At 64.2% G+C, this 13,797-nt stretch carries 10 protein-coding genes and 2 pseudogenes; 3 read left to right on the top strand and 9 right to left on the bottom strand.

Features of this window, described 5'->3' with window-relative positions; translation table 11 throughout:
* Positions 1-3: 3 nt before the first annotated feature.
* From FND50_RS17525 to FND50_RS17500, 6 genes and pseudogenes are all read right to left on the bottom strand, one after another.
* Positions 4-891, bottom strand: coding sequence for a diiron oxygenase (locus FND50_RS17525; protein ID WP_144286509.1), 888 nt, complete (start codon positions 889-891; stop codon positions 4-6).
* Between the two features lie 512 nt (positions 892-1,403).
* Positions 1,404-2,066, bottom strand: a complete 663-nt coding sequence (gene lexA, locus FND50_RS17520; protein ID WP_144286508.1) for a transcriptional repressor LexA — start codon at positions 2,064-2,066, stop codon at positions 1,404-1,406.
* A gap of 213 nt (positions 2,067-2,279) precedes the next feature.
* On the bottom strand, positions 2,280-3,650 hold the full coding sequence (locus tag FND50_RS17515; protein WP_037206256.1) for an MFS transporter: 1,371 nt from the start codon (positions 3,648-3,650) through the stop codon (positions 2,280-2,282).
* 450 nt (positions 3,651-4,100) lie between these two features.
* Positions 4,101-4,715 (bottom strand): hypothetical protein, encoded by a 615-nt coding sequence (locus tag FND50_RS17510; protein ID WP_144286507.1) that lies wholly within the window; start codon positions 4,713-4,715, stop codon positions 4,101-4,103.
* A gap of 42 nt (positions 4,716-4,757) precedes the next feature.
* Positions 4,758-5,037: pseudogene (locus tag FND50_RS36795) on the bottom strand (deaminase); the annotation flags it as partial.
* A gap of 366 nt (positions 5,038-5,403) precedes the next feature.
* Complete coding sequence (locus FND50_RS17500) at positions 5,404-5,910, bottom strand: hypothetical protein (RefSeq protein ID WP_005262500.1); 507 nt, start codon at positions 5,908-5,910, stop codon at positions 5,404-5,406.
* Positions 5,911-6,423: 513 nt separating this feature from the next.
* Here FND50_RS17500 and FND50_RS17495 point away from each other — a divergent pair.
* Positions 6,424-7,038, top strand: coding sequence for a maleylpyruvate isomerase family mycothiol-dependent enzyme (locus FND50_RS17495; protein WP_144286506.1), 615 nt, complete (start codon positions 6,424-6,426; stop codon positions 7,036-7,038).
* Between the two features lie 247 nt (positions 7,039-7,285).
* On the opposite strand, the gene FND50_RS17490 is transcribed toward FND50_RS17495, so the two are convergent.
* Both FND50_RS17490 and FND50_RS17480 read right to left on the bottom strand, forming a co-directional pair.
* A complete protein-coding gene (locus FND50_RS17490; protein ID WP_144286505.1) occupies positions 7,286-8,017 on the bottom strand; it encodes an alpha/beta hydrolase in 732 nt (243 codons plus the stop codon).
* A gap of 658 nt (positions 8,018-8,675) precedes the next feature.
* Entirely contained in the window at positions 8,676-9,674 is a 999-nt protein-coding gene (locus tag FND50_RS17480) for an Lsr2 family protein (protein WP_260851013.1), read from the bottom strand.
* A 1,160-nt stretch (positions 9,675-10,834) separates the two neighbouring features.
* On the opposite strand from FND50_RS17480, the gene FND50_RS17475 reads away from it, so the two are divergent.
* Positions 10,835-11,380 (top strand): dihydrofolate reductase family protein, encoded by a 546-nt coding sequence (locus FND50_RS17475; protein WP_144286503.1) that lies wholly within the window; start codon positions 10,835-10,837, stop codon positions 11,378-11,380.
* A gap of 75 nt (positions 11,381-11,455) precedes the next feature.
* Positions 11,456-11,829: pseudogene (locus FND50_RS17470) on the top strand (ANTAR domain-containing protein); the annotation flags it as partial.
* 459 nt (positions 11,830-12,288) lie between these two features.
* Here the strand turns inward: FND50_RS17470 and FND50_RS17465 are convergent.
* Complete coding sequence (locus FND50_RS17465; protein ID WP_397494108.1) at positions 12,289-13,656, bottom strand: diguanylate cyclase domain-containing protein; 1,368 nt, start codon at positions 13,654-13,656, stop codon at positions 12,289-12,291.
* Positions 13,657-13,797: the final 141 nt, after the last annotated feature.

Genomic DNA, 13,797 nt, shown 5'->3' with positions numbered 1-13,797 from the left:
TGCTCAGAGAAGATTCGATTTTCGGTAGATCCATCGCGCGCCGAAATTCAGCAGCCCTTCTCTGCTCAGGAATTCGATAAACGGTTCTGCGGCCCTGCGGAACATTATCCGGTGGTGTTCGTTTGCGTCGATTTCCGGCCCCACTACCTTCCAATCCAGGCCGAGGTCCTCGTACATTCGACGATTGATCAGGCTCTTCGCGACGAGATGCGTTCCCATCGCGATGATCAGGGTGCTGATAAACCGTCGAACGCGCGAAATCTTTATCAACCGAGTCCGGATTTTCTGACGCGCGTACGCCATGTGCCTGGATTCCTCGACAACATGGATATAGCAAGCCCTGCGGATGGGCGCGGCGACGTCTTCGCTCGCCATCCAGTCGCGTTGCATGACGTCGAAGATCTCTTCGCCAGCCAGAACGATTCCGTATGCCACCTCGTCCCATGCGATGGTCCTGAACAGCCATCCGAAAAAGTCCAGTGAGCGGTCGCGTCGATAGAAGTGCGATCCGATGCTGTCGATGACGTTGACGAACATCAGCGAGTGCAGGTTCTCGTCGGCGCATTCGTTGAACAGAAACTTGACGTCCGGGCGGGCGGGGTCCGCACTGTGGCTGGCCCGCAGCAATGCCACCTGCAATCCCACCTCCAGCCAGATTCCGACGCCCAGGAACTGCGCGACCTCGCTTCTGGTGAGCCGGACGCGTTCCGACTCGGTCATGGAGTCCCACGTAGCGGTGCCGAAGAGAGGCGACCACTCGGGTGTCATCCCGTGAAATTCGGCGCCATCTGAATCGGGTTGGCAAACCACAGGGTCCCGGGGATCGAATGAGAGGCGCTTAGCCGATTCCAAGAGAGTATCGAATATCGCATCGCTTCCGGATGTCGTCATCCTTTCTTTACTCCTATATCCTGTTCCAATCGAATCTCGAATCGATTAGAGAGCAATTGTGTTTATCCCGGGTGCCAGAACTCACCCTTGCGCTCTGCCTCAACTGTGTTCCGCCCGGCACATTAGTCGGTTACGGAAGCAATCGCAGAACCAGCAGCGTACCTCGCCACCGACTCGACGCTCAGGTCGCCGCATCCACTGAATTGATGTTGAATGTCTCGGCGTTTTCATGAGAATTCAAGTAACACGCAGTTGTGCTGGGGAATCGTGGCCGATCACGAGGTGAAATCCTGCGCGGAGGATTTCCTCGCGAGCCGCTCGGCGTCACGCAGAACCCGGGCCTGAGGACCGCCTCCCCGCGCAACGCGCTGCGCGGGGCTACCAGCAGTCCCGAACTCCGATGGTGGGCGGGAGCCGCAGTGGATCCTGACAACGAGCCCGTCGAGCCGGTGGAGGCAGGCAATTGCAGAACCGGCCCCGAGGCGCGTGGCATCGTTGAGGTTGCCCGATCCTCAGATCCGGCGCATCACCGAAACCACCTTGCCCAGCACGACTGCGTCGTCACCGTCAATCGCGGCATAAGCAGGATTACGGGGCTCGAGAAAGACGTGGCCATCGCGGCGCCGGAACACCTTCACGGTGGCCTCGCCATCAATCATCGCGGCAACGATCTCGCCGGAATGGGCTTCGTCCTGGCGACGAACCACGACGACATCGCCATCGCAGATCGCGGCGTCGATCATCGACTCACCGCGGACCCGCAGCCCGAACACGGTGCCGGAACCGACGAGCTCGCGAGGGAGCGTCAGGATCTCATCGGCGTGCTCCTCCGCCAAGATCGGTGCGCCTGCCGCGATGTCGCCGACGACCGGGACCGTCACATTGTTTTCGGACGAGCGACCTCGCGTCGCCTCGGCGAGGAACGGGCGCACGTCCAATTGCCGAGCCATAGCCGTGCCCCTTCGCAGAAAGCCCTTTTCCTCGAGGCTCTTCAGATGCTTCGACACCGACGACGTCGACCGCAGGCCCACCGCGTCCCCGATCTGTCGGGTGCTCGGTGTGCATCCGTGTGCAGCCACCCAGTCCCGGATCGTTGCCAGAATCCGCTGCTGGCGCGATGGCAGGGTGGAGGCGTCGAGGCCACCGAACATGTCGAGATCGTCGTAATCGGTCACCGAAGAATGGTAGGGGGTGACGACAGCCCCCTCGTGCACGGTGCAGGCGTGCGGACCAGGAGCCGGATCTCGCGGCTGTGGCGCAAGATGGCCCCGCCCGTCTCACCTCGCTGAAATGTCGATCACGGTCGAGGCACTCCAGGCCGGTAGTGGCTCGACACAGGCCAACGGTGCCGGCACCGCTCCCCCGGAACCCGGACCGCGGGCATCAACTCAGCGGAGCCCCGAAGACACCCGCACGCCCCAGGCGCTCCCCTGCTCGCGATCGAGCACCGTGACCGCCTTGTTCTTCAGCCCGAAGATGTAGACCAGCAAGCTGACCCCGATCACGACCGTCACGTAGGAGATGAACCAGCCGACGTGCCCGGCCGATGTGGACGCCTGGAAAAGTACCGGCGCCGTACCGCCGAAGACGGAGTTCGCCAGCGCATAGCCCAGTCCCACACCCAGTGCACGGATATCGGCGGGGAACAGTTCCGCCTTCACGATCGCGTTGATCGAGGTGTACCCGGTGAGGATGACGTAGCCGACCGCAACCAGCGCGAACGCCAAGAGCGGCGAGGTGGTCTGCGGCAGGAAGGTGAGCAGGACATAGGTGTAGAGGACACCACCCACACCGAAGAAGATCAACAGCGGCTTGCGCCCGACGCGGTCGCTGAGGAGGCCGCCGACCGGCTGCAGCAGCAACAGAAAGATCAGCCCCAGCAGGTTGATCCACGTCGCCGTCAGCGCCTGGTCGGCCCCGAAGGTGGACTTCACAATCGCCGGCGCGTTGACACTGTAGGTGTAGAACGCGACCGTGCCACCCGCGGTAATGAGGAACACCAGCAGCAGCGGACGCCAGTGTTCGGTGAACAACGCCGTCAAGGAGCCCGCCGTCCGGTCCTCACCCGCACGGATGGCCTTCAGATGCGACTCGCTGAGCGACTCGTCCATCGAACGCCGAATCCACAGCACGACCAGGGCGGCGATGCCGCCGATGAAGAAGCCGATCCGCCATCCCCAATCGTTCAACGCCTCGACATCGAGAACGCTGAGCGCGATCAGGAGCGTGAACTGCGCGAGGACGTGACCACCCACGAGGGTCACGTACTGGAAGGACGACAAGAAGCCGCGCCGATTCGCGGTCGCCGCTTCGGACATGTACGTCGCCGAGGTGCCGTACTCCCCACCCGTTGCGAATCCCTGAACAAGCCGAGCGAGGACCAAAACCACCGCCGCCCAATACCCGATGACTTCGCGGGTAGGCATGACCGCCACCACGAAGGAGCACGACGACATGATGGTGATGCTGAGCATCAGGGCAGCCTTGCGGCCACGACGGTCGGCGAACCGGCCGAAGAACCAGGACCCCACCGGTCGCATGACGAAAGTGACCGCGAAGATCCCATAGATGTACAGCGTGGAGTTTTCGTCGTTCTCGTCGAAGAATTGCGCCTCGAAATACGTGGCAAAGACCGTGTAAATGTACACGTCGTACCACTCGACGAGGTTTCCTGCCGAGCCCTTCATCGTGTTGAGCACCGCCCGCCGGGTGCTCGTCGGAGCGCGGGTTGGACCGGACGGAGTCGCGTCATCGCTCATCCGTCGACGATAGCGGATCGACCTCCCACACCTGGGCGAGTCGCCCAGCGGCGGTGTCAATTCGCTACCCTTCGTCATCACGCGCCGATAGTCGCACGGTGAGCACAATGTTCACCGATCTTGACAGGTGCGAAACCTCCACACACCCGATGGTGCAGCCGACACGTGAAAGACATTCACTACCAACCTGATAGCGTGCATGCACGCAACTGGAGTGCGACAACACGTGCTATCGTTTGCGTCAATACCTCTGGCGGACAGTGTCTTAGCAGCCGGGTATGCCTCCACCATGAAACGCACGCATGGCTCCTGGAGAAGGAGCAGGACATGCGCACCGGACCGCAGGCGTTTGCACGATCAACGGCAGCAGCCGCCCTGCGAGTCCATTGATGAACTCACCCGCTCGCGGATCAGCGATCGATTCAGAGAGTCAGCGAAAGTGTTGATGCATCACAGAGTGGGCAGCTCGTCGACCAATCCGTCCAACAGCTCCGTGTCGTTGCGGTTTGGGCGCGGTGGTGCCAGCGTCGCTATGTCGAGCTCAGACGGGAAGCCGTCGACTACGCGCCCCGGGTCGAGTCGGTCCAGAACTGCGTACCATTCGGCCAATGGTTCGGAGAGTCGGGCATGCAAGTCGAAATGACCTCGCCGACGGGTGTGGTCACCATTGCGTTGCGTCGCCAGTTGGTGCGGATCGGGGATCGACAACAACACCACGTCGGCGAATCCGAGACGACGCTCCGTGAACATCTGCCGGACTGCGGCGAGTTCGTGCTCGAACCGCGTGACCGGTGCCGCACCCACTGCGGCCAGGCACCAGCTGTAATGCAGTTTCAGCGGGTCACTGTCACACACCGCCACACCGTTGGCGTCCTCCGAGGTCAGCGCCTGTCTCCACCGCCGGGCGTTGACCTGCGCCCAATAGGCCGCCTGCTCGGCCGGATCGGATCCGTCCGGTTCCTGCCCTGCCAGGATGTATTCGGCGACGAACTGTTCCGGGACTGCGCGGCACCACGTGGTTTTCCCGGCGGCACTGGGCCCGTCGGCAGCGACAATCACCGGCACACCCTACCCATCCAGGGGACACGACGATCCACCACGAGCTCGCCAGTCGAGAGGTCCACGCAGGGTGGTCGACACCACCGTTGCCGGCAGGCTCCTCATCCGGGTGGCCCACGGATCACGCACTTCGGACTCTTCGGTGCCCGAGGCCGGCATCAGCGCGAACTCCCGATAGGTGTTGGCGCCGAGAACCATCCGCTGCTCCGTCTCGTACAAGGCAAGGCGGTGGTCGAGCAACTCGGGGCCTTGCTTGCCCCAGCAACCGCCCCAGTCGCCGCCGCTGATGCCGCCGTAGCCGTCGAGGCTGGAAAAAGGTCGCGGTCATGTCGTGCTCCTCGAGGCACGGCCTGCGGTGGAATCTGCAGGTTTCCGAGCCTCTAATGGAGCTCCCGCCAGAGATAGGCGGTTGCTCGCGAACCATCTGGTCGCAACTCGTAGTCACCGGTTGTGGTGTAGTCCCCACGGCTTCGGTCCCCACAGTGACTTCGAACCGTTCGGATTCACTTGATCCGAGAATCTTGCCGTCGTCCCGGACCGCCCGGGCGACGGCCTAGGGTGCGCGAGGTCCACAACCGTCATGCACCCGACGAGACAGCATGGCGAACGCGGCCCTGGTCAGAACAACAGAAGCGCAGGCAGCGATCCGTCACCGATAGCGGATCCCGGACGGTGACAGTGCTTCAGTTCCACGTCAAGCCGACGGGGCCGTGGGTTGCTCGGCCAGCCGCTTGAGATTGAGCAGTTGACGGCGGGCCATGACGAGGTCGCCGACGGAGATCAGTGGCGCGAGCCAGCGGCCCTTCGCCATGACGATCTTGAGCAGCAGGCGCGTCGAGTCGCCGTTCGGAACGAGCACGTACGACATCACCGCACCCATGATCCCGCCGGTGAGCTGTTCCGCCGTGGAGACGGAGAGGATGCGCCCGAGGGGACGATTCCCCGAGGCCGTGAAGTGCTGCCCAGCTGCGGGTTCCGGCAATGCGCGCAGCTGCCGTGGCGATCGGCGCCCGAGATTGTCGATCCAGTCGTAGGAGTACGGCGCCAGTCGGATCTGCGCGACCCACGGCCACAGGCCGTCGGGCGTGCTGTGCACGGTGACGCCTCGCCAAGCCTGCAGCACGGGCACTGGGACCAGCTCGTCGCACGGGTAACGACGGGCAACCTCGTCATCGGTCACGCCCCATCGGTCACCGATCATCACCAGTCCTTCCGTCGAAAGCGGATCCTGACGGGGAGGTCCGGAGGGGGTTCATCCCGCACATGTCAGATCGGCAACAAGGTGGTGAGGTGCCGTCCCGCCGCACCATTGCGCCACCACCGTCCCAGCGTGGGGCGTCCAGGACAGATGGACCCCGATCTGGCCTCCCAGATGGAACGGCGCGGTGTGGGGCAGCACATCGGACTTGAACACAATCGGCACCGTCAGTTAACGCTGTGTCATGACTCCATCACACGATTGAGCACGGACCGATCATATCGCCGAATTCCTGGAGGTTGGATTCGATTGAGGAACCACCAGCGGGGAAAATTCGGGCGTCAGTAGCCGGCGGATGGCTGGTTCCGCAAGTGAATCGTCATCCGGTGCTCCGCTCGGCGTTCCGCACGACGATCCTGCTTGCGGCACGACGGCCTCAATCGTCCTCGGCGTTGAGGCGGGACGGCTTCGGGCCCAATGCAATCGGTGACGGGCAGCATTTGTCACACTGGCTTCATGAATGAAATCTGGCCGATCGTGCACGCGGAGCGTGCGGCGCTGATCGATGACCTCACCGACCTCACCGACGACCAGTGGGCGCACCCCTCACTCTGTGGTGACTGGACCGTGCACGACGTCGCCGCACACTTGATCAACAACGCGAAGACCACCCGACTCGGCATCGTGCGCAACATGGCCCGGGCGCGCTTCAACTTCGATCGCCAGAACGCCCAGGGCGTCGAACGCGAACGCGGCGCCACGCCCCGCCACACGCTCGCCCGGCTCGAGCAGGTAGCAACACGTACGTCGACGCCGCCGGCCCCGCTCGACAGCAGGCTGGTCGAAGAGATCGTCCACGGCGAAGACATCCGACGGCCGCTGGGCATCACCCGTACATATCCGTCGGAGGCGGTCATCAGGTCGTTGCAGTATCAGGCGCGCACCCCGGTATCCCTGGGTGGTGCGAAGCAACTCATTGCCTCGGTCCAGTTGCGTGCCAACGACGCAGACGTGTCGATCGGAGATGGCATAGAAGTCCGCGGCCCGGCACTGTCACTGCTCATGGCAATATCAGGGCGCAAGTCGGCGCTCGATGACCTCGAAGGACCCGGAGTATCTGCGCTGGAGTGATCACGCCCGTGGCGTCCCGCAGAATTGGCCACCAACGAGACAGTCTGGCCGACAGCCCGCCCCGGACTGGTGGTTCCGCAAGCGGATCGCTCAGCGGCCTGAGCAGATCACGGCGTAGGCCCAGCTGAGTGGAGCATGGTCCCGCGCCGCCCCGACCGGCCGATGGCCGGCACCGACGCGATCGGGGGGCTGAACATCTGCTGGCCCGACAGCTCCTATCCTCTGCTGCCGACCTGACGGGCCGGCCTCACCGCAGGTGCCGGGCGAAGAACCGGTTCCCGGCGTCCCCCTCGAAAGGCGGGACGCCGGTGTGCCCGCCCACATTGGCGTGCAGCGTCTTCTCCTTGGAGCCGAAGGCGTCGAACAGGTCCAGGGCCAGTTGCCGGTCGTTACCTTCGTCGTCCCACTGCAGCAGGACCTGAAGTGGAATTGTGACCTGCCGGGCCTCCTCGAAAATGATGTGGGGCACAAAACTCCCGGCGAACAGAAGGGCGGCCGAGATGCGCGGATCGACCACCGCCAGGCGGATGCCGATGGCGATCACCCCTCCCGAGTACCCGACCGGGCCGTCGATCTCGGGCAGCGAGAGGAGGGCGTCCAGGGCGGCCCGCCATTCCGGGACCGCCTTTTCGACCAGCGGGAGGACGAGCCGGTCGACGATCTCGTCGTCGACCGGCTCGCCGGCATCCAGCGCCCGGCGCAGGTCGGCGCGGGCCTGCTCGGCGGCGGCGGAACGGGGGCGGTCACCGCTCCCAGGGAGCTCGATGGTGGCCGCGGCGAAGCCCTCCGCCGCGGCGTGCCGGGCTCGGGCCGCCAAACGGGGGTACATCATGTGCAGTCCGCCGGGGTGGCCGACCAGGATCAGCGGTGCCGGTGCGGATGCAGATTTGGGCGTCCACAGGATGCCGGGGATCTCGCCGAGAGTGAATTCGCGTTCGAGGACGCCGTCGTCGAGGCGCTGTTCGGAGGTGAATTGCATTGTCGTGCCTTTCGAGAGTGCTCTTGAACGGCGCTCCCGGACGACCTATCGCCCGACCGTGACCTCAGAGGGGAGCACCCATGTCGATACTGCGTTCACGGGTACCACCTCCTCATTCTCTCGCACGGTCTCCGGAAAAATAGCAGTGGTCGCCGTGATCCGCCAACAGGTTTTCATCACCGCAACCATTCCCGTTGGGCGGACGCGAGCGGTATTGACGTAATCGCACCCGACGAACACACCGCTTACGTCGCCCACAGCACCCCCACCAACGCGGTCAGCGTCATCGACACCGCCACCCACGCGATCATCGCGACGGTCCGGATCACCGAGCACCGGGCAACTCATCGCCGCCACGCCCACCAGCGTCGACGCGTACATCACGGCAACACGACACCGTCTCGATCGCTTCCAACAGAACCACGCCCACCGACCCGCCAACCACCACACCCACCCCACCCGGCAACCGGGTGGGGTGGGACCGTCTTCGGAAGCTGAGCCATCGGAGACAATTCGATCGGTGCACGCGGACCCGTGCCTAGCCACAAAGGCAACGCAGGTGCCATAGTCGCAGTCTGCTCGGCCGAGTGCGGTGCCCACATCAACCTCGACGAACAGGCGCCGATGAATCAGGCCCTAATAGTGGACACCACCCGTTTCAGCCGACCGCGACCGGCATCTGCGCCTGAGCGTCGCGGAAGGCCTGCTCGATTTCGGCCGGAATCCGGCCGCGAGAAGACACCTCGCGCCCCTCCCCGATCGCCCACTCACGAATCTCCTTGGTCGTCTTCTTCGCCGAAGCCATCTTCACCGCTGTCTTCTCCGCAGCCGTCGTCTTCGCGGCCATCCTCCTCGCGGGCGTCTTCCCGAGTGTCGACGTCTTCGCAGGGGCCTTCGTCACGGCTGCCTTTTTCACGGCCGTCTTCCGCGCCGGAGCGATCTTCGCGACGATCTTCTTCACAACGGCCTTTTTCGCCGGCACCGCTTTTGCTTGAACCTTCTTCGCCTGAGCGTCATGGAAGGCTTGCTCGAGCTCGGCCGGAATCCGGCCGCGAGAAGACACCTCGCGCCCCGCCCCGATCGCCCACTCACGAATCTCCCTGGACGACTTCTTCGCCGGAGCCTTACTCACCACTTCCCTCTTTACCGGCACCTTCGCCGCGACTGGCTTCTTCACAGCCGTTTTCTCCGCAGCCGCCGTCGTCGCAACTGTCTTCTTCGCGGCCGCCTTCGTCGCAACTGTCTTCTTCGCGGCCGCCTTCTTTACCTGCGCCGATTTCGTCTGAACCTTCTTCGCCTGAGCGTCATGGAAGGCTTGCTCGAGCTCGGCCGGAATCCGGCCGCGAGAAGACACCTCGCGCCCCGCCCCGATCGCCCACTCACGAATCTCCCTGGACGTTTTCCTCGCCGGAGCCTTGTTCACGGCCGTCCTCGTGACCGGCGCCTTCGCCGCGACCCGCTTCTTCACAGCCGTCTTCTTTACGGGCGGCGTTTTCGTCTGAACCTTCTTCGCCTGAGCGTCATGGAAGGCTTGCTCGAGCTCGGCCGAGATCCGGCCGCGGGATGACACCTCGCGCCCCTCCCTGATCGCCCACTCGCGAATCTCCTTTGTTGTCTTCTTCGCCGAACCTTCTGAACCCCTCGATGATACCGCCATGTGTCTCCTTCTTCGCCGGGCAACCGTCGAACGCACACAGTAACGGCAGGCGGCTTCTCCCGGTAATCAGGAAACTCATCCGAACTGAGAATTCACCGTCCCCAACCCATCGACGATCTGGGCAGGAAGTCACGATCCCCTTGGAGCTCCACACTCTCGACGCCCCAAGCTTCAGGCAGAACGAGCGCGGCTTACTTTAGTAATTAACAACATTGGTTGGACGCAGCGACGAAGACTTGAGAATTGCACTTCAGGTCCGGCAGTATCCGTCAGGCCGAGTCGCTCCGATCCAGATCAGCGATATCGAGCCGCATCTCTCAGGGCGGAACGCGTATCTGCGTGTTTCCGGAACGAGGCCTGAACCAGACAGCCATCCAATTGTGGGCCAGGAAATCCGGGTTTCGTTTCAGCCGTTCGGGAAATCGGCCAACTCCTGAATTTCTCGAGAGGCCGCTTCCTGGTGGCCATTGCTGAATACAATCTGCGCCATCTGTTCCAAGCGCAAACCCGCCCGCTCAACGGCACGAAACCCTCCTCACGAGCACCATGGCATCGCCCACGCTCCGGACACCAACGAAGACTTCCCAGAGTTTCTTTCTAGGCTGTTGCAGTGGGCTTGGAGGTTCATGGCGGAAGCGGACTGCCTTCTCCGATGCGAGTCCGGGATCGAGAATCTGCCATCGACCGATCTCGCCGAACGGGAGCAATCACGTGGTCGAGTGTGGACGCGTAGACCGCTGTCTCGCCCTTCGTGGCTAGCTCTAGAATCCGAATTCGACGGCGTCGGACGCAGCGCTCTCCGAAATAAACCTGATGTGGTGGATACTGCTACTGGCCGGGGCAGCTGTCGGGTTTGACACGTGTTTGTCCTCACCGACCTGATTCAGACTCAGGCGGGCTGAGTCAGTAACCATACACCGCCCGGGAGCCTTTCGCGCAGACAGATATCGCCCGGGGCGCGGGTGGAAGAACTGTCCAAGGCCCAGTTCACCCGATCCAGATGGTGACCCGATCACAGAATGCCGGTCGACCTGAAGCCCAGACAAGCCCCTAGCACCGCGATGAAGTCGAGGGCCGTCAGTGCTTGGATCGCAACGGCACGGGTGGGGCTGTTTTCTGCTGGCGATGATTTTCCGGCCGAAGCGGGGTCAGTACTTGATATGAGGACACTCGCGATCACCCAGAACATCACCCTCGACGGCTCCATCGAGATGCTCGGCGACTGGTTCGATCCCGCGGACCAGGATCCGCAACTGCGCGAGGCGACCCGCCGGCAGTCCGAGCACGCGGATGCGATGCTGCTGGGGCGGCAGACGTTCGAGGACTTCCGCGGCTACTGGCCCCAACAAACCGACGACCAGACGGGGATCACCGACGAGCTGAACCAGATCCACAAGTACGTCGTCTCCTCGACCATGGCCGACCCCCAATGGCGGAACTCCACCGTGCTCACGGGCGACTGGATCACCCAGGTGCGGGACCTGAAGGGGACGGAGGGCCGCGACATCGTGGTCACCGGCAGCATCACGCTGACCCACGCCCTGATCGTCTCTGGCCTCGTCGACGAGTACCGGCTGTTCGTGTACCCCGCCGTCCAGGGTCGGGGACGACGTCTGTTCCCCGACGGGTACGAGTTGCCGACGCTGCAGCTGGTGGAGGCCCGCGGCTTCCCGAACGGCGTATCTCTGCTGCGCTACACCACGTGAGGACATCACCCCAGAGCAACCACCGGACGAACGATCCGCACACTCGACCCCCTAGGCAGAACGGGACACGACTAGTCCGACGCCGTCGCCCGGATGCACGGCTACCAAACGGCAAGGTGACCCGACCACCGAACTGCTGCTGGCCCACAAGCATCCCGACGATCACCCGCGCCTCGCCCGAGTCCTGGACCGCCTGCACGACGACACCGGTCAGCTGACGCGCAATCACGGGCGGTGATCGAGCAGGCCGAGGGTGCTTCGATGCTGGTCTCCGGTATCCCCGCCGACGACGTGATGACCTGGCGATCTCAGGAAACCAACACCCGGCTCCGCACGATCGTCGAGCAGCTCGTCGCCGGGTTCAGCGAGTTCGACCCCGGCACCGAGCTGCGTGCCCGGTCGATCATCTGCTGCTTACCGCCCACCAGCGCGCGCTGCTACCGGAATAGGGGCAGTTGGTGCCGCAGGCTGGGTGGCCAACCCGCAGAACCCCGACCGAGTCACGACCGCGGTCGGGCACCGGTCCAGCCGGTCGGGCACTCGACCGGAACCGCTCCCTGAGCCGACGGTTTCCTCGAAAAGCCCGCGGCGAGTCGTATCCCGGACTGCCTGATCTCGACCCGACGGGATACGGCCCGCATCTCCAGGTTAAACCGCCCTCGGACGGACATCAATGGTCGGTTCGGGGCGGTCTTCGCTGTTCAGTCCTGGACCTTCGCGCCGCAGAACGACATCGACCATATCCATTCACAGCATCGGCAAGTCCGATCGTCCGCCGGACCGCACCGACCGGGCGGACGGTAAGGTGCGGGTACCTGTTCCCACGGCGGGCCGCCAGGCTGACGACAAGACTCTCCTTCAGCACTCCGAAGTCAGCGCAGAATCGACTCAGAGGCAATGGGATTCAGTCAGGGGGCTACGGCGTACCCGCTCCCGGCGGCCTTGGCCTGATACATCGCCGCGTCCGCGCGCCGGATCAGCGACTCTCGGGTTCCGTCCGGACCGGCGAGTGCGATGCCGACGCTGGCGGTGAACCGAAGACCGCGCCCGCCCGAACCGGGGCCGACCTGCAACTCGGTGACCCGGGTCGCGACCGTGATGGCGTCCTCGGCCGAGGCGATCTCCGGGCACACGATGAGAAATTCGTCGCCCCCGATCCGGGCCACGGTGTCAGCGGGACACACCACCGACTCCAGCCGTTCGGCCCACTGGATCAGGGCGTCATCGCCCACCGCATGGCCGAGCCGGTCGTTGAGAATCTTGAACCCGTCGAGGTCGACCAACAACACCGCAACCCTGAACTCGCTGCCGCGCGCCGCCTCCAATGCCGCATCGATCCGCCGATGCGCCAGGGCCCGGTTCGGTAGCCCGGTCAACACATCGTGCACGCTCTGATACCGCAGCGCCTCCTCCGCCTCGATGCGCCGGACCGCCGCCGCCAGCACCGCGGCCACCGAGCGCAGGAACATCACCTCCCGATCGGAATACTCCCGGGGGCGAGCACTCAACGCGGTCAACACACCCCACACCGACCCGGCGCGGCCGATGGGAACGCACACCCCGGACCGCAATCCGCCGGTCTCCATGGCGGCGGTGGAGAATCGGTTCTCTCCGTACCGGTCAGAGCAGACGATGGTCTCGTTGACCGCGGCCGCATATCCCAGTTGGGAATCGGCGCCGGCGGCGAAGGTCTGCGGGGCGGGTGGTTGCCCCCGGTAGGCGAGCACCCGCAATACGCCGCCCGGGTCGCCGGCCCGCGCCACCGCGGCGCAGTTGACACCCATCAACGCAGCCGCCGCGTCCGCCGCGCCCGCGAGTACGTCGTCGAGGTCACCGTCCACGGCGAGCCGACTCAGCTCGGCAAGAGCTTGTTGTTCGCGGGCCCGGTACGCCGCCGCCTCCATCGCCGTGTGCAGACGTTGTTCGTGCTCCTGCACCGTCCGCAGGTCCTGGGCGATGCAGGCGATCACCGCCGGACGATGGTCGTCGGTGTGCTCGACCACGAAGATCGACACGGTCACCGGGATCGGTTCCCCGGTCACAAAATGCCGGAACTCCGACCTGCCCTCCCACAGGCCCCGCTCGAGCAGGGCTGCTTCCATCTCCGGGGCCTGCACCACCCCGACATCGGTGAAGAACTCCGGCGCCCTGCGCGCCCCGACCGCGGCCTCGTCGGCCAACCCCATCAGGCGCCTCCCAGCGGGGTTGAGATAGCGCAGGCGACCACTGTCGTAGTGGGAGACGGCGACCAGGTTCTGGGCACGTTCGATCACCATGAGCAAAAGGCGAGCGTCCGTCGCTGCCGATTCCATCCTGGCTGTCCCATCGAGGTGTCGAGGTGTAGATGTGGTGTTTCAGTTCCGTGCCCCACCAGCGGTGTGTCAGCAGCGAGCAGTGCGAGTGCCAGGTCGGCGATC

This window comes from Rhodococcus sp. WB9 (genome assembly GCF_007558985.1).
Lineage (GTDB): Bacteria > Actinomycetota > Actinomycetes > Mycobacteriales > Mycobacteriaceae > Rhodococcus_F > Rhodococcus_F opacus.
This window is presented reverse-complemented; position numbering and strand designations above follow the sequence as displayed.